17 protein-coding genes are annotated in these 24,771 nt (G+C 55.2%); 5 read left to right on the top strand and 12 right to left on the bottom strand.

Annotated elements, in window-relative coordinates; all coding sequences use genetic code 11:
- Positions 1 to 2 precede the first annotated feature (2 nt).
- From ACT3RT_RS10180 to dgt, 3 genes are all read right to left on the bottom strand, one after another.
- Positions 3 to 1,160 carry a CdaR family transcriptional regulator gene (locus tag ACT3RT_RS10180; RefSeq protein WP_496203049.1) on the bottom strand — a complete coding sequence of 386 codons (1,158 nt, stop codon included), beginning with the start codon at positions 1,158 to 1,160 and terminating at the stop codon, positions 3 to 5.
- Between the two features lie 186 nt (positions 1,161 to 1,346).
- On the bottom strand, positions 1,347 to 2,795 hold the full coding sequence (gene degP / locus ACT3RT_RS10185) for a serine endoprotease DegP (protein ID WP_353501043.1): 1,449 nt from the start codon (positions 2,793 to 2,795) through the stop codon (positions 1,347 to 1,349).
- Positions 2,796 to 3,028: 233 nt separating this feature from the next.
- Complete coding sequence (gene dgt, locus ACT3RT_RS10190) at positions 3,029 to 4,549, bottom strand: dGTPase (RefSeq protein WP_496202936.1); 1,521 nt, start codon at positions 4,547 to 4,549, stop codon at positions 3,029 to 3,031.
- 198 nt (positions 4,550 to 4,747) lie between these two features.
- On the opposite strand from dgt, the gene mtnN reads away from it, so the two are divergent.
- The 3 genes from mtnN (at position 4,748) to ACT3RT_RS10205 (ending at position 6,862) form a co-directional block, all read left to right on the top strand.
- A complete protein-coding gene (gene mtnN, locus ACT3RT_RS10195; RefSeq protein WP_485903119.1) occupies positions 4,748 to 5,455 on the top strand; it encodes a 5'-methylthioadenosine/S-adenosylhomocysteine nucleosidase in 708 nt (235 codons plus the stop codon).
- A complete protein-coding gene (gene btuF / locus ACT3RT_RS10200) occupies positions 5,452 to 6,264 on the top strand; it encodes a vitamin B12 ABC transporter substrate-binding protein BtuF (RefSeq protein ID WP_496202937.1) in 813 nt (270 codons plus the stop codon). Before mtnN ends, btuF begins: the two co-directional genes overlap by 4 nt.
- A gap of 349 nt (positions 6,265 to 6,613) precedes the next feature.
- The gene (locus ACT3RT_RS10205) at positions 6,614 to 6,862 is read left to right on the top strand and encodes a hypothetical protein (protein WP_353501039.1); all 249 of its coding nucleotides are present in this window, start codon (positions 6,614 to 6,616) and stop codon (positions 6,860 to 6,862) included.
- 109 nt (positions 6,863 to 6,971) lie between these two features.
- Here the strand turns inward: ACT3RT_RS10205 and erpA are convergent, their stop codons facing one another.
- Together erpA and clcA are read right to left on the bottom strand one after the other, a co-directional pair.
- Positions 6,972 to 7,346 (bottom strand): iron-sulfur cluster insertion protein ErpA, encoded by a 375-nt coding sequence (gene erpA / locus ACT3RT_RS10210; protein WP_072009848.1) that lies wholly within the window; start codon positions 7,344 to 7,346, stop codon positions 6,972 to 6,974.
- Between the two features lie 88 nt (positions 7,347 to 7,434).
- The gene (gene clcA / locus ACT3RT_RS10215; protein WP_353501038.1) at positions 7,435 to 8,901 is read right to left on the bottom strand and encodes a H(+)/Cl(-) exchange transporter ClcA; all 1,467 of its coding nucleotides are present in this window, start codon (positions 8,899 to 8,901) and stop codon (positions 7,435 to 7,437) included.
- A gap of 173 nt (positions 8,902 to 9,074) precedes the next feature.
- Here clcA and hemL point away from each other — a divergent pair, with 173 nt between their 5' ends.
- The gene (gene hemL / locus ACT3RT_RS10220) at positions 9,075 to 10,355 is read left to right on the top strand and encodes a glutamate-1-semialdehyde 2,1-aminomutase (RefSeq protein WP_396131656.1); all 1,281 of its coding nucleotides are present in this window, start codon (positions 9,075 to 9,077) and stop codon (positions 10,353 to 10,355) included.
- A gap of 63 nt (positions 10,356 to 10,418) precedes the next feature.
- On the opposite strand, the gene fhuB is transcribed toward hemL, so the two are convergent.
- The 4 genes from fhuB to fhuA form a co-directional block, all read right to left on the bottom strand.
- Positions 10,419 to 12,407, bottom strand: a complete 1,989-nt coding sequence (gene fhuB / locus ACT3RT_RS10225) for a Fe(3+)-hydroxamate ABC transporter permease FhuB (RefSeq protein ID WP_496202938.1) — start codon at positions 12,405 to 12,407, stop codon at positions 10,419 to 10,421.
- Positions 12,404 to 13,306, bottom strand: coding sequence for a Fe(3+)-hydroxamate ABC transporter substrate-binding protein FhuD (gene fhuD, locus ACT3RT_RS10230; RefSeq protein ID WP_496202939.1), 903 nt, complete (start codon positions 13,304 to 13,306; stop codon positions 12,404 to 12,406). Before fhuD ends, fhuB begins: the two co-directional genes overlap by 4 nt.
- A gap of 1 nt (position 13,307) precedes the next feature.
- Positions 13,308 to 14,150 carry a Fe3+-hydroxamate ABC transporter ATP-binding protein FhuC gene (gene fhuC, locus ACT3RT_RS10235; RefSeq protein ID WP_496202940.1) on the bottom strand — a complete coding sequence of 281 codons (843 nt, stop codon included), beginning with the start codon at positions 14,148 to 14,150 and terminating at the stop codon, positions 13,308 to 13,310.
- A 93-nt stretch (positions 14,151 to 14,243) separates the two neighbouring features.
- Positions 14,244 to 16,472 (bottom strand): ferrichrome porin FhuA, encoded by a 2,229-nt coding sequence (gene fhuA, locus ACT3RT_RS10240; RefSeq protein WP_496200538.1) that lies wholly within the window; start codon positions 16,470 to 16,472, stop codon positions 14,244 to 14,246.
- A gap of 550 nt (positions 16,473 to 17,022) precedes the next feature.
- Here fhuA and ACT3RT_RS10245 point away from each other — a divergent pair.
- A complete protein-coding gene (locus ACT3RT_RS10245; RefSeq protein ID WP_353501033.1) occupies positions 17,023 to 18,561 on the top strand; it encodes a peptide MFS transporter in 1,539 nt (512 codons plus the stop codon).
- A gap of 48 nt (positions 18,562 to 18,609) precedes the next feature.
- Here ACT3RT_RS10245 and ACT3RT_RS10250 read toward each other — a convergent pair whose 3' ends face one another.
- The 3 genes from ACT3RT_RS10250 to hrpB form a co-directional block, all read right to left on the bottom strand.
- Entirely contained in the window at positions 18,610 to 19,428 is an 819-nt protein-coding gene (locus ACT3RT_RS10250) for a DUF6694 family lipoprotein (RefSeq protein ID WP_496202941.1), read from the bottom strand.
- 170 nt (positions 19,429 to 19,598) lie between these two features.
- Positions 19,599 to 22,190 (bottom strand): bifunctional glycosyl transferase/transpeptidase, encoded by a 2,592-nt coding sequence (gene mrcB, locus ACT3RT_RS10255; RefSeq protein ID WP_496200537.1) that lies wholly within the window; start codon positions 22,188 to 22,190, stop codon positions 19,599 to 19,601.
- A 129-nt stretch (positions 22,191 to 22,319) separates the two neighbouring features.
- Entirely contained in the window at positions 22,320 to 24,761 is a 2,442-nt protein-coding gene (gene hrpB / locus ACT3RT_RS10260; RefSeq protein WP_496202942.1) for an ATP-dependent helicase HrpB, read from the bottom strand.
- Positions 24,762 to 24,771 lie beyond the last annotated feature (10 nt).

Raw genomic sequence — 24,771 nt, forward strand, 5'->3', positions numbered from 1 at the left:
GTTTAGGCCGTGTTATCGAGTTGCAGGGCGATATACAGCAGCAGGCGGTCATCAAAATTCGACAAGTTCAGCCCGGTCAGGCCAGAGATGCGGTTTAGACGATTTTCGAGAGTATTGCGATGAATAAACAGAGCTTTAGCCGTGGCGACGGGCTGAACGTTATGAGCAAACCAGAGGTTTAACGTGCGGCGCAGCAGGCCACTGCTATCTTCGGCATTCAGGCGGGCCATCGGCAGAGCCAGTTCGTCAGCCTGCCAGCCTTCGCGCAAACCGTCTAGCAGCACTGGCAGCATCAGGTCCTGATAGCAGTAGCTGCGCTGCTCCGGCGCGCGCCGTTTCCCCACCGCCAGGGTGGTTTTGGCCGTGAGGTAGGACCGCGCGATACTGCCCGGCCCGGTGAAATAGTTGCCGAGCGCCACGCGAATTCGCAGGTCACTGTTTTGCTGCATGTGTAACAGCAGGGCGTCTATCCGCTGGCGCTGAGCCTGTGGGTCCCAGCGTTTGGCCGCACCGAGTGCGGGTTTGAGTACCACAATTTCGGTTAGAGAAACTCTGGCAATCAGATTGTCCTGCTCCGGGGTTGAGAGCAAAACCTGTAACTGTTGCAGCTCTGCCATAGCGTGCTCGACGCCAAGCTGCCCGCCGTCTACCGCCACCACCACGGCAACGCGCGGCTGGTGCAAGTCGATGCCCAACCGCTGCGCCCACTTCGCTAACGCCTCAGGGGGCTGCTCGGCACGAATCAAATTCAGCACCAGCTCTTCGCGAATGCGGCTGTCGTGCGCCAGCATATTGAGCAAGCGCGCCTGCTCGAGCATCATTTCCGCCGTCATACAGACCAGCTCGCCATATTGCCGCAGACGCATCGGGTCACCACTCAGCCCAATGGCGCCGACAATCTGTCCGTCAACCCGCAGCGGCAGGTTAACGCCGGGACGAACGCCGTGCAGATGGCGCGTCACTTCGTTATCAATGTCCACTATGCGTTGCTGGGAAATCGCCAGCAGCGCGCCTTCATGCAGTTCGCCAAGGCGCTCGGCGTCGCCGCTGCCGATAATCCTTCCCCGGCTGTCCATCACGTTGACGTTGCTATCAATGATTTTCATTGTGCGATCAACGATTTGCTGCGCCAAAGGTTGATCGAATAAATATGCCGCCATCTCCCTGCGCTCTCCTGCGTGTTTTCCCTTGGCTGCCAGCATACTCATTCGTCGGGCGATGGGCAGGTTCATGTCGGCGAAATGCGAGACGTCGCGCAGAACTCCGCCAACTTTCATCGTTGCACCGCCGCCAATAAAAAAGGCACGCCGAAGCGTGCCTTTATAGACTGATTTATCAGCGCGTGATTATTGCGCTAACAGGTAGATTGAAGTGTCACCGCGTTGAATATCCAGCGCCAGCACGGAAGGTTTGCTGTCGAGGATTTTACGCAGCTCGCCCAAATTGCCGACTTTCTGCTGGTTAACGCCCAGAATCACGTCATCCTTTTTCAGGCCGATGCGTGCTGCTTTACTGCCCGGCTTCACGGCATCGACTTTCACGCCTTTCTGATCGCCAACCTGACCATTGCTCAGCTCAGCCCCTTCAATACCGGTGAAGATATTACCGGAGTCAACTTTGGCCGTTTGCGTGCTCTGTTCAATAGTCACTTCAACATTGACCGGCTTGCCGTCGCGCAGCAGGCCCAGCGTCACTTTGGTGCCGATTGGCAGGGTGCCAATATCAGCGCGGAAGGAGGCGAAGCTGCTGATTGGTTTGCCGTTCATGCTCAGGATCACGTCACCCGCCTTGATACCGGCTTTTTCAGCGGCAGACTTCGGCATAACTTGGCTGATAAAGGCACCGCGCTGGGCGTCGACCTTCATGGCTTTCGCCAGTTCAGAGTTCAGCTCGGTCCCCATGATGCCCAACTCGCCGCGCTTCACTTGACCGAATTCGATCATCTGCTTGGTCAGGTTTTTCACCATGTTACTTGGGATAGCAAAACCGATACCGATGTTGCCGCCGTCTGGCGCAAGGATCGCGGTGTTCAGACCAATCAGTTCACCGTTAAGGTTCACCAGAGCGCCGCCTGAGTTACCACGGTTAATGGCGGCGTCGGTCTGGATAAAGTTTTCGTAGTTTTCGATGTTCAAACCGCTACGGCCCAGTGCGGAAACGATGCCCGAAGTCGCGGTTTCGCCCAGACCATATGGGTTACCGATGGCGACGGTGTAGTCACCCACGCGCAGCTGCTCGGAGTCAGCAATTTTAATCGCGGTCAGGTTTTTGGCATCAATCAGCTGAATCACTGCGATATCTGAGCGCGGATCTTTACCGATCACTTTCGCCTCAAATTTACGGCCATCGTTGAGCTGAACGCTGATTTTGGTGGCGTTATCCACCACGTGGTTGTTGGTGACCACATAGCCTTTATCGGCGTCGATGATCACACCTGACCCCAGTGCGCGGAACTCTTGTTTCTGCGCTTCAGGCGCTGGCTGAGAGTCGTCATCCCCTTGGCCGCCCTGACAGACCGGAGAGCCTTGGAACGGCGAGCCGTCCTGACACAGCGGCGAGTTTTGACCAAAGAATTGCTGGAATTGCTGGCCCATGCGTGGCGTTTTAGTTGGTGCGCTACCCTCAACGTTTACGCTAACAACGGAAGGCATCACCTTTTCCAGCATAGGTGCCAGACTTGGAACTTGAGTGGTACTGGAAGACGCCGTTTCTGCGGCAAATGCCGATGAAACAGGGGCCACAGCCAGTCCAACACTTAACGCCAAAGCGCTCAGGAATAGAGTAGTTTTTTTCATCAGTCGAATTCTCTTTAAATATGCTTTTAAAATTATTTATGGTGACACGAAAGCATCACCTTGCTCGGTAGTCGTGATACTGAGATTTAATTAAAAGCGGGAAGTTCATTAAGGTCGAAATGACAATGGTAAAAAAATATTGTGGTTATTTACAAAAGCCTATTTTTTAACCAGTCCATTATAAAAATAGAGATTTCTTTACCTTAACCACCCCGCAAATACGGCTAAATATATTATTCAGCGGCCATCAACCGTCGATATTCATCGTAAGCGTAAAGATCTGTCATTCCGCTGATATAGTCCTGAATCATGCGCGCACGATAATAAAATTCGCTAATAATTTTCTGACTTTCAGACTGCGACTCCAGCTTGGTAATCGCCTCATTATAGGCCAGACGGTGCTTGGCGGACAATTTGTGGAACAGTCGGGTTTCAATGGGGTACTTGCGATGGGTGTCATCGCGAACCAACTGGCGGAATTCATCCAAAGGCATATCCAGAATCGGGCTGTAAATATCCAGCAATCCACTTATTACCCGATAGCCCTGTAATTCCAACTCTTCGACTTCGTGATGATTAAACACCTGTTTAAATGCCACACTTTTATATGTTTTTAACAATCTATTAGCTTGGCTTACATCTTCTAATAATGCCTGATTAAAATTACCGGCAAATATGGCAGGAAGATTATCAATGAAACGAATGGCGGCGTGAGGAACCAACTGCTTCACGGTCTGGACGCGCAGTTCCATAAAGAAATAATCTACCGGGTTACGAAAAGTCTTAGCCCGGTCCATTTTCTGATAGGCGGTGCGCACCACTTTCTCAAACCAGTCATTCTCTTCGCACTCGCCCCACTCGCGCTCCAGATGCTCAAACAGCTGCTCGACGGTGAAAATGTTCTTCTCGACGGCATCTTCTAAGTCGGCGATGCAGTAAGAGATATCGTCGGCGGCCTCCATGATATAGGTCAACGGGAATCGGCTGAATTCGCCCATGTTTAATTCACCGCGCAGCCGCTGAATGAAAGGCTCTTCGGCCAAATAGAAGCCCGGCTTTTTCATCAGATAAGCCTGCCCTTCCGGGATCGGCGCGGCCCAGTAGGCGGGACGGGTGTACTTCAAAATGCAGGCAGTTTGGGAAAACGTCAGGTTGAGCTTCAGCAGGGTAAACACCAGCCGAATGGCCTGCGCGTTGCCGTCGAAGTTGCACAGATCGTGGCGAATATTGCTGCGCAGCAGGTTCTCCTGCTCCTCGCCTTCCTGCAACCGTAAGAAGTCAAAAGTACAGTTGTCGCTGCTCTGCGGGACCGTGCCGCAGCTGGCAGTATCCATACGTTTGGCGAACCAGTTATTAATGGCGGACTCGCCAAAATGGCCAAAAGGCGGGTTGCCGATGTCGTGCATCAGGCAGGACATCTCAACCACGCTTTCGAAGGGATCGGTGAATTCCGTGAGACCAAGCTTGTCGAGTTTGCCCTGACGGCGTAGACGATGGAGGATCTCTTTGGCAATGTGCCGCCCCACTTGCTGCACTTCCAGCGAGTGAGTCAAACGGCTGCGCACCGCGGCGTTTTTCTCCAGCGGGAAAACCTGCGTTTTTTGCTGCAATCGCCGGATGGCGGCCGAGTTAATGATTCTGCCGCGATCGCTTTCAAAGTGGCGAACTACGTCATATTCATCACGCGCCTCAGCAACCGGCGGACTGAAAGGACGCTGGAAATTGAATTTACTCTTAAAATCTATCCCGGACATATTTGCTACCCTTTTCAGCCACTCACGTGTCAACCTGACATCCTACCAGCTTCCCAAACGCATTATCTTGCCACTAGCCATGATAGACTATCGCTTAATGTGCTTGTTATAAAAGCTTCAATTCCGCACATATGTACCCAAAATCATTCAAGTTGCAGGGTATAGCGGCCCCCTTCCACCTCATCTGCGAGTATTACTATGAAAGTTGGCATCATTGGCGCAATGGAACAAGAAGTCACCCTGCTGCGCGACAAAATCACTAATCGTAAAACCATCGAGCGCGCGGGTTGTGAAATCTACACCGGCCAGCTAAATGGCGTCGAAGTGGCATTGTTGAAATCAGGAATCGGTAAAGTTGCCGCCGCCATGGGCACCACGCTGCTGCTGGAACACTGCAAGCCGGACGTGGTGATCAACACCGGTTCTGCGGGCGGGTTGGCGAAAACGCTGAAAGTGGGCGATATCGTGGTTTCCGAAGAAGTGCGTTATCACGATGCTGACGTGACGGCTTTTGGCTATGAGCCAGGCCAGATGGCGGGCTGCCCGGCGGCTTTCGTCGCGGACTCAGAGCTGATTGAACTGGCTGAAACCTGCATTCGCCAGTTAGACCTCAACGCAGTGCGCGGCTTAGTGTGCAGCGGCGATGCCTTTATTAACGGTGCAGCGCCACTGGCTCGTATTCGTGAAACCTTCCCGTCCGTTGCCGCGGTCGAAATGGAAGCCGCCGCTATCGGCCACGTCTGCCATATGTTCGGTACGCCGTTCGTGGTGGTTCGCGCGATCTCCGACGTGGCGGATGCTGAATCACACCTGAGCTTCGAAGAGTTCTTAGTTGTTGCGGCTGAGCAATCAAGCCTGATGATCGACGCGATGCTGACCTCTCTGGCCAACAGCGACCGCGCGTGATCCCAAGGTTTCTGTGCATAATCTTGTGCTTATGGCTGCCGACGGTGGCCATTGCACAGCCTGCCCAGCGCGTCATCAGCCTGGCACCTAACCTGACTGAACTGGCTTACGCCGCAGGTCTGGGTGACAAGCTGGTCGGCGTGAGCGCTTACTCCGACTTCCCGCCGCAGGCCAAAAGCATTGAACAGGTCGCCAGCTGGCAAGGTGTCAATGTCGAACGAATTTTAGCCCTCAAGCCGGACTTGGTTTTAGCCTGGCGAGGCGGCAATCCGCAGCGCCCTCTCGATCAGCTCTCCTCATTGGGGATTCGCGTACTGTATCTCGACCCAGAAAGCATCGAACAGATAGCGCAAACTCTCGAACAGTTATCCGATTACAGCGAAAATCCAACGCTGGCGCAGAACGCCGCGGCTCAGCTTCGCCAACAGCGCGATCGGTTAAAGCAGCAATATGCGCGAACCAAGCCCCTGCCGGTATTTATTCAGTTTGGCACCCAGCCGCTGTTTAGCGTTTCAAAAGCTACGCTGCAAAGTGAAGTGGTTTCGCTATGTGGTGGGAAAAATATTTTTGAAGATAGCCGTGCGCCTTGGCCGCAAGTGAGCAGAGAGCAGGTTTTAGTGCGTCAGCCTCACGCAATCGTGATAACCGGCGATAAACAGCAAAAACAAACTATTAGCGAATTTTGGCAGCCCGCGCTGAATGTCCCGGTGGTCAACCTCAATGCCGACTGGTTTAGCCGCGCAGCCCCGCGCATCATCCTGGCAGCGCAACAACTTTGTAGCACGCTACAGCCCATCGATCCAGAGTGAGTGTCCGCTCACTCACTTGTAGTCCCCTTCCTCGCCTTCTGTAGTCCCTTTCTGAATTGATTATTTGTTGCACAAAATCAATATTATCATTCGCTGCATTTGGTATGATGTCGCCCTGAAATTAATTGCCAGAAACAGCAATAAATATTTTTCAAATATTTATAAATTTCAAAAAGATAACTCTAAATACACCTCATTATACGCATCACAAGAACCCATTATAACTTGATGCCAAAACCTTGTATTTCTTTAATAAATTTAAAGATGACGGGGTAAGTGGCCGATAACTGTTTTCAGCGTTTGGATGTTTTTTTTAGATTTTGATGACGACACACACCTGGAATGAACCATGATAAGAAAAATATTGCTGAGTACGCTGATTATACTGAGCCCTATCGCGGCGATGGCGGGCATGACCAGTGGAGAGATTCAAGTCAGTTTAACCATCCTGCCAACCTGTGAAGTCAGCGTGGCAAATGCACAACCTTCGGTAAGATGCGCGCAGCAGAGTTTTGGTCAGCCGCGCATCAGTGAGAGTCAATTAGAGGCTATTCCGGGGGTTTCGGTAGGCTCGAAGTTAGTGACCATAGAATGGTAAAGCACAAAAAAGCCCGTTTCACCTGAAAGGCAAACGGGCTTTTTAAACTTTTAATTCTTCTTAATGCTTCTTAATTCTTGCCGAATCAGATTCAGAAATGAGCAAATCGTTAGATACTGAACGATGAACCACAACCACAGGTGGTTTTAGCGTTCGGGTTAGTCACGATAAAACGTGAACCTTCCAAACCTTCGGTGTAATCAACCGAGCCACCCACCAGATATTGCAGGCTCATCGGGTCAACCACCAGCGCCACGCCAGATTTTTCAATCGTCATGTCGCCATCGTTGATTTTGTCATCGAAAGTGAAACCGTATTGGAAGCCGCTACAGCCGCCGCCAGTGATATAAACACGCAGTTTCAGATCCGGATTCTCTTCGTCAGAGATCAGGTTTTTAACCTTGTGGGCAGCCGCTTCGGTGAATTGCAGAGGCAAGGCACTGGTTTCCACTTCGGTTGGATCACTCATTGTTGCTTCACTCATCTTTTTTACTCCCAATCCGTATTCTGTTCAGGCCGCCGGATTGACTGTCTGAATAATGACCTAATTATCTAATAGGTAGCGTTATGGTTCAAGTATGAGCGGTTTTCGCGCCGTCGTCCTGTCTATTTATGCTCTGGTCAGCTTCTTTACTCTCCGCCTTGGCAGCATTTTCCCGCTCCTGCCGCTGTAAAGTGCGGGTAAGAATGGCGGAATACAAGGGCTTACCGCCAAGGAACTGTGCCAGAAGGGTGGCACCCAGGCAGGTAATAATCATCGGTAAAATCAGCTGATAATTATCCGTCATTTCTAACACCAAAACTATCCCGGTCAGCGGCGCTCTGACGCTGGCGGCAAAAAGCGCGCCCATGCCGGCAATCGCGAAGGTGGCAGGCTCAATGCCGTACTGCGGGAACATCGCCAGACTGGCGCTACCAAAGGCCGTGCCGAGCAATGTGCCGAGTGCCAGCATGGGGGCAAAAATCCCGCCGGGCGCGCCTGAGGCAAAGCACAGCAGCGTGGTCGCAACTCGTATAAGAAAGATAAACAGCAGCATGCCCAGCGTGTATTTCCCCGCCGCCGCGAGGGGGATCAGCGCAAAACCGCCTCCGGCGGCTTCGGGCAGGAACAGCCCCAAGACTCCGCAGAAACCGCCCAGCAGGCCGCCAATGATCAGCACTTTGCGCAGCTTGCCGCCGTGCATTCTGGCGAACATATCCTGAGTGCGGAATATCAACGCGTTGAACGCCACGCCGACCATGCCAAACACCATGCCCAGCACCAGATAGAGCCACAGGGTGTTGAGTGGCGCATTGGCCAGCTTGCCGACTTCAATCACCGCGCCTTCGCCGTTGAAAATGCGGAACACGATGCTCGACATAATCACGCCGATAAACACCGCTTTTATGGAAATCAGGCTGTAGCGGAACTGCAAACGCATCTCTTCGATGATAAAGAGAATGCCCGCCAGAGGGGCATTGAAGGCTGCGGAAAGGCCCGCCGCCGCACCGGTTGCCAGCAGCGAGTGGCGCGCTTCGGCGCTGCGCAGGCGGAAAATATCCACCATCATCTTGCCGATATTGGCCCCCATCTGCACCGTCGGCCCTTCGCGACCCAGCACCATGCCTGCGCCAAGCGTGCCCATACCGCCGATAAATTTCACCGGGATCACCCGCCACCAGCGCACCGGCCGCAACTCTTCCAGCGCCCCTTCTATCTCAGGAATGCCTGAACCACTGGCCTCCGGCGCAAAACGGTGGACCAAAAAATAGCCCAGCATGGCCAGTAACGCCGAGGCGATAAAGGCTACCGGCAGCAGCAAGATCCAATGATCGCTAAACACGCCTAAACCCGATTGGCGCAGGTGGATCACCCAATCCACCGCCTTTTCGAAAGCCACGCCAAGCAGACCGGCGACGGTGCCGACTATCGCCGCGACCACCAGAATCGCGACGGGCGTTTTATCTCGACGCAGAAAATAGCGCAGAACATCGCTGCGCTTGCGGGGCCCGCGCAGAGCAGCATCTTTAGCAGAGTCGTGGGACGAGGTATCAGTCATGAATTTGCAGGAATAGGCTAATAAGATGGGCAGATTTAACCACAAAAATCCCAATTTCGGAAAACGGAATACCAGACCAACGGCGCGAAGCGATTTCATAACGCGCCCCACTTCTTTAGAATGGGCGCATTATTTCCCTTTTCTACAAAAGCAGCACAATCCAGGAGCCGTATATGAGTAAGTCAGAAAGCCTGTTTTCGCAGGCGCAGGCGCTAATCCCAGGTGGCGTAAACTCACCGGTTCGCGCGTTCTCAGGCGTGGGCGGCGTCCCTTTATTCATTGAGCGTGCTGATGGCGCTTTCCTGTTTGATGCCGATGGCAAGGCGTATATCGACTATGTCGGCTCATGGGGCCCAATGGTGCTTGGCCACAACAACGCCGAGATCCGCAACGCCGTGATCGAAGCGGCGCAGCGCGGTTTAAGCTTCGGCGCGCCAACCGAGATGGAAGTCAAAATGGCCGAGCTGGTCACCGATTTGGTGCCGAGCATGGACATGGTGCGCATGGTGAACTCCGGTACCGAAGCCACCATGAGCGCTATTCGTCTGGCCCGTGGCTTCACCCATCGCGACAAAATCATCAAATTCGAAGGCTGCTATCACGGCCATGCCGACTGCCTGCTGGTCAAAGCCGGTTCTGGCGCACTGACGCTGGGCCAGCCAAATTCGCCGGGCGTACCGGCTGATTTCGCCAAGCATACTTTGACCTGTACCTATAACGATCTGGATTCCGTCCGCGCGGTGTTCGAGCAATACCCTGACGACGTGGCCTGTATCATCGTTGAGCCAGTGGCCGGTAACATGAACTGCGTGCCGCCACTGCCAGAATTCCTGCCGGGCCTGCGCGCGCTGTGCGACGAGTTTGGCGCGCTGTTGATTATCGATGAAGTGATGACCGGCTTCCGCGTCGCGCTGGGTGGCGCTCAGGAGCACTATAACGTGATGCCTGACCTGACCTGCTTGGGCAAAATCATTGGCGGCGGCATGCCGGTCGGCGCATTCGGCGGACGCCGTGAAGTGATGGACGCGCTGGCGCCAACCGGCCCGGTTTATCAGGCAGGTACGCTGTCAGGTAATCCGATTGCCATGGCCGCCGGTATCGCCTGTCTGACGCAGGTTTCCCAGCCGGGCGTGCATCAAACCCTCACCGAGCTGACTACCCGTCTGGCCGAAGGTCTGGTGGATGCCGCGCAGAAAGAGAACATTCCGTTCGTGGTAAACCACGTTGGCGGCATGTTCGGCCTGTTCTTCACCGAATCAGAAACCGTCACCAGCTATCAGGACGTGATGAAGTGCAACGTCGAGCGCTTCAAGAAGTTCTTCCACCTGATGCTGGAAGAAGGCGTCTATCTGGCTCCTTCTGCTTTCGAAGCTGGCTTTATGTCTCTGGCTCACACTCAGGAAGACATTCAGCGCACCATCGACGCGGCGCGCCGCTGCTTCGCTAAGCTTTGATTGTTGCAAAACAGCATTAAAAAAGGGGCCAATTGGCCCCTTTTTGTATTTCTGAGTTGGATACTACCTTCCCTGCTTCCGCAGCAAATAGATAAAGTACGGCGCGCCGATAAAGGTGGCCAATAGCCCGGCAGGAATTTGGTCGGGGAAGATAATCATTCGCCCGCACCAGTCGGCAAACACCATCAGCAGTCCACCCAAAATACTGGCGACCATCCACTGAGGAATAGCGCGGCGGAAGCCTAGCATCCGCGCCATATGCGGCGCCATCAGGCCGATAAAGCTCAGTGGCCCGACGGTCAGCGTCGCGGCCGCGGTCATTACCGCAGCCAGCAGCAAAATCGCCGAGCGAGAAGGCGTCAGCGCCATGCCCACCGATTTAGCCGTCACGCTGCCCAGCGGCAAGATACTCACCCAGCGGCGACAGAAAGGCACCAACACCAGCAATACGGCAGCAATGGCCGCCGTGCGCCACGCCTGTGCCATGGTCACCGAGTAAGTCGAGCCGGAGATCCACGTCAGCAGGCCGCCCATGCGCGGATCGCCGCTGGCCAGCAGCAGCGCCATCAGCGTGCTGAAGGCCGTACTAAGCGCAATACCGGTCAGCAGCATGCGTTCGGCGGAGAAGCTTTTCAGCCCGGATGAAACCAGAATCACCAGCAGCGTAATGGCCGCGCCCGCGCTTCCCGCTGGCAGTAGCCAGACAAAGGCGTCGCCGGAGACGAGGAACAGCATTAGCACCACGCCGAAGGCCGCGCCGGAGCTTATCCCCAGCACTTCAGGGCTCGCCATGGCATTGCCGGTTAGCTTCTGAATCAGCACACCGGCCGATGCCAGCATCAGCCCGGCAGACAGTGCAGCCACCACGCGCGGTGTGCGCCAAGGCAGCAGCGCATCAAGCTGCGCGCCAGTGGACCAGTTCCAACTATTAGCATCGCGCCCGGCCATCAGCGCGACGGCAACGCCCACTACTAGCAGTAATAGCGCCAGCCCGACCCAGCGCACCAAGTGGTGGCGCTCTTCTGGAACGTGGTCGCCCTGATCCATCGGCGGCGGCGACATACTGTTGCGCAGACGCGGCAGCAGCCACAGCAGCAGCGGCGCGCCGACCAGCGCGGTGGCCGCCCCGGTGGGAATTTCCATCCAGACCTGTGTCAGATATTGCATGATTTGGTCGGTCAGCCACAGCAGCAGAGCACCAATCAGCGGCGCGAGGATCAGCCTTGACGTCAGGCGGCGCGCCCCGAGCATCTTCGCTAATAGCGGCGCGAACAGGCCGATAAAGCCAACTATGCCCACGGCGTTAACAATCTGCGCACTCATCAGAATCGCCAGCGCCAGCACGCTGAGGCGCGCGACGTTCAGCCCCAGCCCCAGATTCTTGGCAATGCCGTCATCCAAGCCGAGCAGCGTCATCGGGCGCTGCAACACAAACGCCAGCCCCCAAACGATAATCAGCCGGGGCAGCAGGAAACTCGCCACGCTCCAGTCTTGCTGATTCAGCGAGCCGGTATTCCACATATATAAGCTTTGCAGCCGCTGGTAATTGAACAGCCCGAACAGGCCGTTTATCGCGCCGCAGTACAGGCCGAGCACCAATCCGGCAAGGATCAGCGTCACCGGCGACATGCGTTTGCCCCACGCAATGCCAAACACCAGCAGCCCGATGACTATCGCGCCAATCATTGCGGCAAATTGCTGTGTCAGCTCGCCGCCGGGCAGTGCCCATAGAATGGATACCGTCAGGCCGAGCTGCGCACCCGCCGAAACGCCGAGGGTGGCGGGTTCCGCCAGCGGATTGCGCAGTACCTGTTGGAATAACAGCCCGACCAGCCCCAAGGACGCTCCGGCCAGCAGCGCCACTGCCACGCGCGGCAGCGTGCTGTAATGGAACATCATCTGATTGACGTTATCGATGCTCGGCTGCCACAGCGCCTGACTCCACTGATCGAACGGCAGTTGCTGGCGCAGGTTGTAGAAGCTGAGGGCCGCGCTGACCAGCGTCAGCAGGATAAGTAAGCTTAGCGTTACGCTGAGAGAGCGACGATTCATGATGCTTTCCCCAGCGTGGCGGTCAGAATGCGGCAAAAACGCATCGCGCTGAAGGTCGCGCCGTAGAACCAGACGGCAGGCACCATGCTTAGCTGCTTTTCGCGCACAAAGGGCATGGATTGCCACAGCGGCGTGCGGGAAACCTGCTCGTAGACGTCGGCGTCACCGTGCCCGAAGCAGATGGCATGGGCGTTTTTAACCGCCGCCAGACGTTCAATGCCGACACTCACGCTACCCCAGAAGCTGCTTTCGCCATGCCATGCGTTGGTCAGGCCTAAGTCGAGCATGATCTCCTGAAACAGGCTGCCCTTGCCGAAAACTAAAACATGGCGCGTGTCGAGGAAGGAGAACAGCAGAATAGGCTTTTGCGCGAAGGGCTGCACCTGAGTGCGGGTGGTGTCCAGCAAGTCGTGATACATCTTCAGGTGCTGGGCGGCGCGGTCCTGCAAGTCGAGGTAATTTGCCAGCTTGTTGAGCGAGCGAATCGCCTGCTGGAGCGGATTCGGGCTGCCGTCGTTGGCCGTTAAACCCAGCACCGGCGCTATCGGCGCCAGCTGTTTGGCATTCGGGCCATAGCCTTGGGACACCAGCAGCAACGAGGGTTTTAGCTGCTGCATCAGCTCCATGTTCGGCTCCATGCGCTGGCCGACATCAATCACCTGAGCGGGCAGTTTTGGCTCATCCACCCACAGGTTGTAATTGCGGATATCCGCCACGCCCATTGGCGTCACGCCGAGGGCAATCAGCAGCTCGGCCGGTAGCCATTCAAGGGCAATAATTTTGCTCAAATCAGGGCGCGTGGCGGCGAAAGAAGGAATAGCCGCCAGCAGCGGAGAGAGCGCCAACGCCTGTAGCAGGCGGCGGCGATTTAGATCAGGTGCAGGGAAAATCTCAGACATATCAATATACAAAGCTTACCGGTGCGCCACCGGCTGGGTGCGGGAGGATGCCCATCGGGATACCATAAACTTGCTCAAGCACGTCGCCGCGCATCATCTCTTCCGGCGTGCCTTGGGCAATTAATTCGCCACCGCGCAGTGCCATCAGATAATCGCAGTAGCGCGCCGCCATGTTCAAATCGTGCAAGACGGCAATCACCGTCAGCCCTTTCTCTTGGCTGAGGCGATGGATCAGGGCCAGCACATCAACCTGATGGGCGATGTCCAGCGCAGAAGTGGGTTCATCGAGCAGCAGGCAGCGGCTGTCCTGCGCCACCATCATGGCTAACCACGCGCGCTGGCGTTCGCCGCCGGACAGGCTATCCACCAAACGATGGGCGAAAGGCTTCAAGCCAACCAGTGAAATAGCCTCTTCGACTTTCTCACGATCTTGATGTTTGAAACGCCCCAACGCGCCGTGCCAGGGGTAGCGGCCAATCGCCACCAGCTCTTGCACCGTCATGCCTTCGGCGGCGGGCAGTTGTTGCGGTAAATAGGCGACCTGACGCGCAAAGGCTTTGCTATCCCACTGCTCAAGCGGGGTGTCATTCAACTGAATTTGCCCGGCAGAAGCAGACTGATGGCGACCTAGCATTTTAAGCAAAGTGGATTTGCCCGAGCCATTATGACCAATTAACCCGCACACTTTTCCCTTCGGGAAAGTCAGCGACAGCGGCGCAAGCAGCGTGCGTCCGGGAACGGTGAAACTCACCTCTTTCAGGCTGAACGTACTGTCATTCGCATGAGAGTCAGTTTGCGCGGCGGAACGATTCACGGCGTTGTTTGGCCTAATATTTTCAGACATTCAGTTAGCAGCTCTTTACGTCAGATTCGAAGAAACATGAAACGGAAAAGGGCACGAGGTTCCGTGCCCACTTTCCGTTATTACGTCAGGCTATCAGAAGCGGAATGTTGCTGTGGCAACGACCTGACGGTCAGAACCCCAATAACAGGCATAATCACGATAGCAGCTGGCGACATATTCGCGATCCAGCAGGTTGTTCACATTCAAGCCAACAGACGAACCCGGCATACCAAAGCGACCTAAGTCATACTTAATGGTCGCATCAACCAAGGTGTAGGATGCCACGTCGAAAGTCTGATTGTTTTGCGCACCAGTGGTATAGAAGCTGGAGCTATCCCCCACATAACGCACACCGGAACCAACAGTCAGGCCGCTAAGTGCCGTTTCGTGGAAGGTATAATCAGCCCACAGAGACGCCATGTTGCGTGGCACTTCTGCCGGACGCTTGCCCTGATAAGCCGTGTCTTCGGTGTATTTCGCATTGGTGTAGGTGTATGACGCCGTCAAATTGATATTGGCGTTTACCGCAGCTTTGGCTTCCAATTCAACACCGCGAGAACGGATTTCACCCGATTGCACGCTGAAGGAAGAGAAGGCTGGATCCGGATTGGCCGTCAGGTTTTTAGTTTTAGTCAGCTGATAGATCGCCGCAGTAAGGCTAATTGGGCGATCGTCAGGAATGTATTTGATCCCAGCTTCGTACTGCTTACCAATCGAAGGGTCGAAAGGTTTACCTTCAGCGGAAGCACCTGGGTTTGGCTCGAAGGATTCACTATAGCTGAAGTACGGTGAAATACCGTTATCAAACAGGTAGTTCAGACCACCACGCCAAGTGAATTGCTCATCGTTAATCTCAGCAGTGGTGTTTGCACTGCGAGTCAACGTTGAGGTTTTAGCGAAGTCGTAACGGCCGCCTAAGGTCAGGATCCAGTTATTCCACTCAGCTTGATCCTGTGCATAAAGACCCGTTTGCTCCTGACGGTTGAGAATCTGATACGGGAAGTTCAACTTCACGCCGGCATTGCCGTACTGTGGATTGCCCAAGTCCAGCGGGTTCGCGCTGCCATAGTAGGCGTCGATGTCATTACGCATACGCATGTAGTCCACGCCGGTCAGCAAGGTGTGATCCACTGAACCCGTCGCGAACTTGGCCTGCGCCTGAGTATCAACGTCGAAGTTGTTAAGTTCTTCTTTCGACTGCACAAATGCGCGGCTCATTTGGCCCGGTGCAATATAGCCATTGCCATAGACGCCACGGAAATCGCTGCTGATCGTGGTATAGCGCAGGTTCTGACGCACGGTCCACGTATCGTTAAATTCATGGGCGAAGCTGTAACCCACCATCTTCTGATCGCGCGACAGTTTGTTGTCCGCTTCGCCATCGTTGAAGTCAGTAGAAATCTTGTGTGGCTTGCCGTTGGCATCATAGTAAGGCACCACGGTGCCCTGACGCGGCAGCCAGCCATAGAAGCCAGTATTCGGGTCGTTCTGGAAGTTACTCAGGAAGGTGAAATCAGTTTTATCATCCGGACGCCAGCTAAATGACGGAGCAATCGCGTAACGCTGCTCTTTCGACATCACCTGCTGAGTATCTTGGCTACGCGCGACGCCGGTCAAACGGTAGGAATAAATGCCCGCGTCATCAATGGCATCGCTAAAATCAAAACCGGTTTGGTACAGATTGTCTGTACCCATTTTGAATTGCACTTCTTTCAATGGCTCAGTTGTTGGACGTTTGCTGACCATTGCCACCACGCCGCCCGGATTACTTTTGCCATAGAGCACGGAAGATGGGCCACGCAGCACTTCAACGCGTTCAAGGAAGTACGGATCCATGGAAACTTCAGAGTAGTTGTCGCCCTGAAGCTTAATCCCGTCCAGATACTGGTTGGTGTTTACTGATGTAAACCCGCGAATGGCAATCGCGTCATAGGTAGCAGAGCTTCCACGGCTGGCGAACACGCCCGGCGTGTAGCCTAGCGCCTCTTTCACCGTGGTTGGCTGCTTCATGTCCATCTCTTCACGGGTCACAACAGAAATTGACTGCGGGGTTTTAACAATCGGCGTGTCGGTTTTGGTGCCGGTGGCGCTGTGTTTCGCCGCGATGGTCGGCGAAGGCCCCCAGGCTGATTCCGGCGCTACGTTAGCCGCGGCGTTGCCGGTGACCACGATAGTATCGCTTTTCGCCGGGGTGGTGCTGGTCTCAGCCGCGGTGGCTTGAAACGCTGTCGTTCCCAATGCGGCGGCGATAGTTAATGCCAAAGTTCCACGCTGAAAAGACCCTTTTGATGCAGTCATTGAAAGTGTGCGCTGATGTGCCATTTGCTGTTCTCTGGAGATGTTGAATGGGAATGTAAACGATAATTATTATTATGAACGTCGGATAATATGCGTAACCCATACCCTTCTGCAAGCGCATTAAGTCCGGACAAAGTGTGAACGAATAGAAAATAGCCCTATGTAATACAGGGGTAAATACGATGGGTAAATGTTCGAAATGGCATGTGAAGCCGATGAAGAATAAATATTTTTAATGTTACCCAAGGGTAAAAATTAGCTGCTGAATGTATGCCCCAATTTCAAAGCGCTGAATGCATCGTCGCGGGGGTGAAAAAGCGTTTAAAATCGCGGTTTCACAGTATGGAAATGGTTAAAAGGACTAAAGAGAGCAATAAAACAACGTTGAGCATCCTGTGAAAACAAAATACAGTACGGCCCTTCCCCCGCGCGATACTGCGTTTTAGCAGGCTCAAAGGAGTTAAATCCGCACCGGGATAATTAAGGCTAATAGGGAAATTGCCGAGGCTATAGATACACATACATCGACAATAAAAGCTGCATTTAATACAGCAAACCAAATAGGCAATACATTATGCAATCCTCTGTTAACAAACAAGAAAGCCGGACGTTCCTCGGCCATCCTTACCCACTTCGATCCCTGTTCTTCACTGAAATGTGGGAGCGATTCTCGTTCTACGGCATCCGCCCATTATTAATTTTATTTATGTCTGCCGCGGTGTTCGACGGCGGCATGGGGCTGGCGCGTGAGAATGCCTCGGCGATTGTCGGTATTTTCGCGGGCAGCATGTATTTGGCCGCTTTGCCGGGCGGTTGGTTGGCCGATAACTGGCTGGGTCAGCAAAAAGCCGTGTGGTATGGCTCGATTCTAATTGCCCTGGGCCACCTCTCCATCGCCCTGTCGGCGGTAATGGGCGACAACCTGTTTTTCATCGGTTTAATGTTTATCGTGCTGGGGTCGGGTCTGTTCAAAACCTGTATCTCGGTGATGGTCGGCACTCTATATAAGAAGGGTGATACCCGCCGCGACGGCGGTTTTTCGCTGTTCTATATGGGCATCAACATGGGTTCGTTTATCGCCCCGCTGATCTCCGGCTGGCTGGTTCGCGACCACGGTTGGCACTGGGGCTTCGGCATCGGTGGTATCGGAATGTTGGTGGCGCTGGTTATTTTCCGCCTGTTTGCCGTGCCTTCGATGAAGCGCTATGACAAAGAAGTGGGTCTGGACTCCACCTGGAACACACCGGTTGCTAAGAAGAATGGCGTTGGCACTTGGTTGCTGGCATTGGCCGTCGGCGTGGCAGTGATTGTTACGCTTATCGCTCAGGGCATTATCGTTATTAACCCGTTGGCCGTAGCCAGCATGCTGGTTTACGTGATTGCCGCCTCGGTCACGCTGTATTTCATCTATCTATTCGTGTTCGCCGGTTTGAGCCGCAAAGAGCGCGCCCGCCTGTTGGTCTGCTTCATTCTGTTAGTATCAGCAGCCTTCTTCTGGTCCGCCTTCGAGCAGAAACCGACCTCGTTCAACCTGTTCGCCAATGACTATACCCAGCGAATGATTGGTGATTTCGAGATCCCTGCGGTGTGGTTCCAGTCGATCAATGCCCTGTTCATTATCCTACTGGCACCGATTTTCAGCTGGGCGTGGCCTGCGCTGGCGCGTAAAAAAATCCAACTGAGCAGCATCACTAAGTTTGTTATCGGCATCCTGTTTGCTGCGGCGGGCTTTGGCCTGATGATGCTGGCGGCGCAAAACGTGCTGAGCAACGGCGGTGCGGGTGTCTCCCCGATGTGGCTGGTAGGCAGTATCCTGATGCTGACGCTGGGTGAACTGTGCCTTAGCCCGATCGGGCTGGCGACCATGACCCTGCTGGCACCAGAAAGAATGCGCGGCCAGATGATGGGCCTGTGGTTCTGCGCCAGTGCGCTGGGTAACCTGGCGGCGGGCCTGATTGGCGGTCACGTGAAAGCTGACCAACTGGAAATGCTGCCAAACCTGTTCGCACGCTGCTCCATCGCGCTGCTGATTTGCGCCGCGGTGCTGATCCTGCTGATTGTCCCTATCCGTCGCATGATGGAAAACCAGCAGAAACCGGCTGAAAACAGCTAATCCCCTCCCAATAAAAAAGGGCGCGAACTGAGTCGCGCCCTTTTCACTCTACTTTGCCTCTGGCTGATATTTGGCTTTCAATTGCGCCAATCTTTTACGATCCTTTTCAGAGGTAATTAAGGAGCCGAAAATAGATTTGCCATGTTCATCAATCAGCGTAGTAGGGAAAAATATTACCTGAGCATCTTTTGGCAGATTATTGATCTGCGCCCATTTGGAATGTGGACCAGGTTTCTGAACCCATTTCGCTTTTTCGCCCGGCTTGAGTCCTGAGGGGAAAGGGTGAGTAAGAAAATCACTCAACAAAGGCGCCTTGCTCGCTGGGCTGGTGATCATACCGACAAAATCAGCTGAAAACACAACATGAGAAGTATCGTTTTCCACATTCATTGTGATAATGGGTTCATTCGGCTTGTTTGGTGAACTTTCCATGTGGAAGTTAGCCTCAATCACCTTGAAAGCCTTTAGTTTATCGTAGTTGCTTGAGGCTTCAGCTACTTTAGCGTCTAAAACTTTTAACTCTTTTAATTCTTCATCCTTTTCCTTTTTAGCTCTCTCTTCCTTGACCGTCTTGGCGTAAGCAATCACCTGTTCACCGGTTTTGCCGTCCAGCACGGCACCCACTTTACGCTGCAACACTGAATTATCCTCGGAGGCCCCCGCCTGCATCAGTTCTTTCAGTGTCAATTGGCTCATTGCTGCCACCTCCAAAGCGTCATCAAACTGCCCGCGTTTATATTTTGGCAGCGTATCTCGAACCTTATCGATGGACGATTTCATTTTGTCTGGCGTTGAAGCATCTATTTTTGGCTCGCCGCAGCCTGCCAACAACAACGTGATGAGTATCGCGCCCAAAACCCTTTTCATACTTAGAATCCTTCTAAAATAACAAGTGCTTAGAGGGTAGCAGACAGTCACGGAGGCGCAATGCAAAACCACATTGGGTCTTGCGTTTGCTCACTTTTTATTAAATTTCAATATTCGATAAAAAAAGGGCGCGAACTGAGTCGCGCCCTTTTTCATTTCAGCATCTGATCCTACGGACTTGAGCCGAACATATCCTTAATCCAGCCCGCAACGCCTTTGCCATCTTCTTGTTGAGATTGCTGTTGCTGCTGCTGTTGTTGCTGCTGCTGCTGCTGCTGAATCGCGGCTTGCGACGCCTGACAGAGTTGGTCAGGGGAATCGGTCCAAACCGGGATACTGCGCGCTACGCCGCCCGTCAGGCCACCGCTGTTACAGACGAAGTTTCCACTGCCGTCGATATTCATTGTGGTGATGCCTTCCGGCACCTGCAAGGTCAGCGGCTGCGGCGTTTCGTTATCCAGATAGCGGCTATAGAGCACCAGCGCGCCGGTAGAGCCCCACAGCTTAGACGGGCCGTTGTTATCGCGGCCAACCCAGGTGATCGCCACCTGATTGCCGTCGATACCCGCGAACCAGCTGTCACGCAGTTCGTTGGAGGTACCGGTTTTCGCCGCCAGATGCAGGTTCGGGAACTTGTTCGCCAAGGCGCGTGAAGTCCCCTCGGAAACCACCTGCTGCATCGCGTACATGGTCAGATAAGAAGCCTGAGCCGGAATAACCCGAACCGCCTGTGGGAAGCTCTGGTAGAGCACGGTACCGTCTTCCGCAATTACCGAACGCACGGCGGACAGTGGCGCTTTGTTGCCGCCGCTGGCAATGGTCTGGTACTCCTGCGCAACTTCCATCGGCGTCAGGGCAATAGCCCCCAACAGCATTGACGGCAGCTGGTTCAGCGACTCTTTTGGAATACCCAGGTTAATCAGCTGCTTGGTAATGTTATCCAGACCGACAGCCATACCGAGGTTAACCGTTGGCACGTTCATCGAGCGCGCCAGCGCGTCCACCAGCAGCACCTGTCCACGGAACTGGTGATCATCGTTCTTCGGCGACCAGGTCTGGCCATTGGCCAGTTTCAGGGTCAGCGGCTGGTCAGCCAGCACGGTGTTCAGGCGGTATTTATCCGGCTGCGACAGGGCAGTCAGGTAGGTCGCAGGCTTGGCCAAAGAGCCGACCTGACGACGCGCCTGCATGGCACGGTTGAAGCCCGCAAACTGGGTTTCGGCGCCGCCGACCATGGCACGCACTTCGCCGGTATAGCGGTCAACAATCACCATCGCGGTTTCAATGTCGTTCAACCCGCTCTTCTTACGCAGTAAAGGAATGCCTTCTTCCACGGCTTTCTCGGCGGAATCCTGAGAAATCGGGTCGAGGGTGGTGAAGATTTTCACCCCTGACATATCCTGTACTTTATCGCCAAGCTTGGCCTGCAGCTCCTGACGCACCATCTGCATAAAGGCTGGCTGAGGAGAAATCACCCCGCCCTTCGGCTGGACGCCCAGAGGGCGCGCGCTGAGCATGTCATACAATTCTTGGTCGATAACTTTTTGATTAACCAGCAAACGCAGCACTAAGTTGCGGCGTTCAAGGGCCAGTTTCGGGTTACGCCACGGGTTGTACAGCGAGGCGCCTTTCACCATGCCGACTAACAGCGCCTGCTGATCCAGACTCAGCTCATCCACCGGACGGCCAAAGTAGTAGAGGCTCGCCAGCGGGAAGCCGCGAATCTGATCTGAGCCACTCTGGCCGAGATAGACTTCGTTCAGGTACAGCTCGAGGATGCGATCTTTGCTGTAGTTGGCGTCGACCAGAATCGCCATATAGGCTTCGCGCGCTTTACGGCTCAGCGAGCGTTCGTTGGTCAGGAACAGGTTTTTCACCAGCTGTTGGGTCAGCGTACTGCCGCCCTGCACCGCGTGTCCGGCGGTTAAGTTCGCCACCACCGCGCGGCCAATCGCCCAGAAGTTGATACCGTCGTGTTCATAGAAGTGACGGTCCTCGGTTGCCAGCAGCGTGTCCACCAGCAGGTCCGGGAAACCAGAGCGCGGCACGAACAGGCGCTGTTCGCCGTTCGGAGATTGCAGCATGGTGATCAAACGCGGATCGAGGCGGAACAGCCCGAAATCGCGGTTGTTGTCGAGGTTCTTAATCTCCGAAAGATGGTTATCTTCAAACATCAGGCGAGCGTTGATCTGGCCCTCTTTACCATCTGGGAAATCAAACGGACGGCGCAGCAAGTCGATGCTGTTGGCAGCCACGGTAAACTCGCCCGGACGGGTAATACGCGTCACTTGGCGGTATTGCGTGCCTTCCAGCAGGTTAATCATCTCTTTTTTGCTGTACGGCATGTCCGGCTCAAGGTTCACCTGACGACCATACACCGCCGCTGGCAGCTGCCAGACTTTGCCATCAATACGGCCACGGATCTCAGTATTGAGATAGAAACCGTAAATCCCCATCAGGATGGCGAAGATGATGAACAGCTTAAACAGCAGCCAGAACCACCAGCGTTTTCTGCTGCGCGGCTTGCCCCCTTTTCCGGATTTCGCCGCTTTGCGTGGCGCGGCTTTGCGGGTCATACGCGACTCCCGACGGGTCTCTTCTTCATCGTCATAGTCGTCATCCGTTTCGCGGTCTTCTTCATAGTCATCATCGAATTCTTCATAATCGTCATCCCTACGGCGACGTACCGGACGCGAGCGCGAAGGCTTACGTCCTGCGGGTTTGCCTTTACGGCCAATCGGCTCGCGATCATCGCCAGACATGACAACTCTCCATAAAAACTGCTGTGTTCATAAATTGCGGCCTACTCTCTGCCTCGGTTGTGGCTATGACCAGAAGAAATCTCTGAAAAAAATCAGACAATTTCGCGTCTATCGACTTGGGTTTTCTGGTCATTGATATTTTTTGGTGCGACGCGTGGGCATTTCCACAGCCGGATTATCCGGCCAGGGGTGCTTAGGGTAGCGACCTTTCATCTCTTTTTGTACTTCGCGATACGTCCCTTGCCAGAATGCCGCCAAATCGGCGGTGATCTGCAACGGGCGCTGGGCGGGGGAAAGCAGCTCCAGCACCACGGCGACGCGGCCTTCGGCCAGCATCGGGCTGCGCTCCTCGCCAAACATTTCCTGCATCCGCACCGACAAAATCGGCGGCTGGTCAGCATAATAGCGGATTGGCAAACGGCTGCCAGTAGGAACGGTGTAATGAGTCGGCAGCGCCTTATCTAATCGCTGGCGCTGATGCCAATCCAGTAGCCGCAGCAGCGCGTCATATAAATCCACCTGTTGCAGCATTTTGAGCGAACGCACGCCGTTAAGCGACGGCGAGAGCCACTGCTCGAGGCCGTCAAGCAGGCTTTGGTCATCCATCGCGGGCCAGTCAGCTTCGGGCATCCATTTGGCGGCGCAAGTCAGGCGCAGGCGCAGCTGTTCGGCGGCTACCGACCAGTTAAGCGACGCCAAACCCTGCTGCCGAACCCAGTCAATCAGCGCCTGTTGTAAATCGGCGTCATCCGGCTTGGCCTGTGGGTTAGCTTTCAACACCAGCCGCCCCACCTGCCAGCGCCGCCACGCGCGTAGCGTGCCTTTCTCTTCATCCCACTCGACCGCAGTTTGCTCTTTGACAATTTGCGGCAAACGCTCGGCCAACTGGCTGGCATCCAGCGTCACTGCCAGCAAAATTCGCGCGTCCGGGCTGTTATTGCCCTGCAACAGCTGCGGCGCCACCAGCCACGCGGCGCGGGTTAGCGCATCGTCCTGCGGTAGAGAAGCCCCGAGGCCGTTGGCTAACAAATAGCGGCCATCGGCTCCCCGGCGCTGGGCAATGCGGTCACTGAAGGCGACGGCCAGTAGCCACGGAGCCAGCGCCGCGTCCACCTGACCTTTTTTGGCCGAAACCCGCTGAGCTAGCTGACCGGCGCGGCGCTGCCAATTGCCCTGCGGGCGACTGAGCCAATAATCGATATCCGGCATGCCCCCGCGCGGAGGCTCTTCCAGCATGGCGGCCAGCAGCGCCGCCGTTGCTAAAGCATCGGCACCCTGAGCATCGGCGGCAATCAGCATCGCGGCAAGGCGCGGCTCGCAGCCGAGCTTGGCCATGCGCTGCCCCGCCGAGGTAAGTTTGCCCTGCCTATCCGTCGCGCCAAGAGAATGCAGCAAGGTTTTGGCCGCCGCCAGCGCGGGGGCGGGCGGCGCATCAAGCCACGACAGTTGCTCCGGCTGCTGGCAGCCCCACTGCAAAAGTTCGAGCCAGAAACTGCTCAGGTCGCTTTGCAGAATTTCCGCCTCGCCCTGCGCACTGGCGCGTTCAGCCTGCTCTTTGGCGAACAGGTGCCAGCACAGACCCGGCTCCAGACGCCCGGCGCGGCCCGCGCGCTGGGTCATCGAAGCTTGGCTAATCCGCTGCGTCACCAGACGGGTCAGGCCGGAGCGCGGGTCAAACTGCGCGCTGCGTTCCAGCCCGCTGTCCACCACCAGCCGAATACCTTCGATAGTCAGGCTGGTTTCAGCAATATTGGTCGCGAGCACGATTTTGCGGCGGCCCGCTGGCGCAGGTTGAATCGCCTTTTGCTGCTGATCGAGCGTCAGCGCGCCATACAGCGGGCAGAGGTCGATATCGTCAGACACTCTCCCTGCCAGCAGGTTCTGCACGCGAGTGATTTCCGCCACGCCGGGCAGGAACAGCAGCATCGAGCCGCCGTTTTCGCTCATCAGGCGACTCACCACCCGCGCTATGCCTTCGTCGAGGCGCTCGTGGCTGGCGAGAGAAATATAGTGGCGATCCACCGGGAAGCTGCGCCCCTCGGAGACAATTACCGGCGCGTCGGGCAGCAGCGGGGTGAGTCGCAGATTGTCGAGGGTGGCGGACATAATCAGCAGCTTGAGGTCATCGCGCAGGGCGTTTTGCACGTCGAGCAGCAGCGCCAGCGCCAAATCGGCTTGCAGGCTGCGCTCGTGGAATTCGTCGAGGATAACCAGTGAGACGCCGCTCAGCTCAGGGTCGGCCTGCACCATGCGGGTCAGGATCCCCTCGGTGACCACTTCAAGACGAGTGGCGGCGCTGGTTTTGCTTTCCGCGCGCATGCGATAGCCGACGGTCTGGCCGGGCGTTTCACCAAGCTGCTGGGCCAGACGATAAGCCACGTTCTTGGCCGCCAGCCGACGCGGCTCGAGCAGCAGGATTTTACCGGGCAGGTTAGCCTGTTGCAGCAGCTGTAGCGGCAGCCAGGTCGATTTGCCCGCGCCTGTCGGGGCCAGCAGCAGTACCTGCGGTGCGCTTTTTAGCGCGGCTAATAAAGGGTCAAGTACGGCACTGACCGGCAAAGAAGATGACAATGAAAAAGCC

It is taken from the genome of Ewingella sp. AOP9-I1-14, from assembly GCF_052375995.1.
Lineage (GTDB): Bacteria > Pseudomonadota > Gammaproteobacteria > Enterobacterales > Enterobacteriaceae > Ewingella > Ewingella allii.

Excerpts from the sequence above, each read along its gene's own strand:
- ACT3RT_RS10180 (WP_496203049.1), bottom strand. The coding sequence starts at position 1,160 with ATGGCGGCATATTTATTCGATCAACCTTTGGCGCAGCAAATCGTTGAT.
- degP (WP_353501043.1), bottom strand. The coding sequence starts at position 2,795 with ATGAAAAAAACTACTCTATTCCTGAGCGCTTTGGCGTTAAGTGTTGGA.
- dgt (WP_496202936.1), bottom strand. The coding sequence starts at position 4,549 with ATGTCCGGGATAGATTTTAAGAGTAAATTCAATTTCCAGCGTCCTTTC.
- mtnN (WP_485903119.1), top strand. The coding sequence starts at position 4,748 with ATGAAAGTTGGCATCATTGGCGCAATGGAACAAGAAGTCACCCTGCTG.
- ACT3RT_RS10205 (WP_353501039.1), top strand. The coding sequence starts at position 6,614 with ATGATAAGAAAAATATTGCTGAGTACGCTGATTATACTGAGCCCTATC.
- erpA (WP_072009848.1), bottom strand. The coding sequence starts at position 7,346 with ATGAGTGAAGCAACAATGAGTGATCCAACCGAAGTGGAAACCAGTGCC.
- clcA (WP_353501038.1), bottom strand. The coding sequence starts at position 8,901 with ATGACTGATACCTCGTCCCACGACTCTGCTAAAGATGCTGCTCTGCGC.
- hemL (WP_396131656.1), top strand. The coding sequence starts at position 9,075 with ATGAGTAAGTCAGAAAGCCTGTTTTCGCAGGCGCAGGCGCTAATCCCA.
- fhuB (WP_496202938.1), bottom strand. The coding sequence starts at position 12,407 with ATGAATCGTCGCTCTCTCAGCGTAACGCTAAGCTTACTTATCCTGCTG.
- fhuD (WP_496202939.1), bottom strand. The coding sequence starts at position 13,306 with ATGTCTGAGATTTTCCCTGCACCTGATCTAAATCGCCGCCGCCTGCTA.
- fhuC (WP_496202940.1), bottom strand. The coding sequence starts at position 14,150 with ATGTCTGAAAATATTAGGCCAAACAACGCCGTGAATCGTTCCGCCGCG.
- fhuA (WP_496200538.1), bottom strand. The coding sequence starts at position 16,472 with ATGGCACATCAGCGCACACTTTCAATGACTGCATCAAAAGGGTCTTTT.
- ACT3RT_RS10245 (WP_353501033.1), top strand. The coding sequence starts at position 17,023 with ATGCAATCCTCTGTTAACAAACAAGAAAGCCGGACGTTCCTCGGCCAT.
- ACT3RT_RS10250 (WP_496202941.1), bottom strand. The coding sequence starts at position 19,428 with ATGAAAAGGGTTTTGGGCGCGATACTCATCACGTTGTTGTTGGCAGGC.
- mrcB (WP_496200537.1), bottom strand. The coding sequence starts at position 22,190 with ATGTCTGGCGATGATCGCGAGCCGATTGGCCGTAAAGGCAAACCCGCA.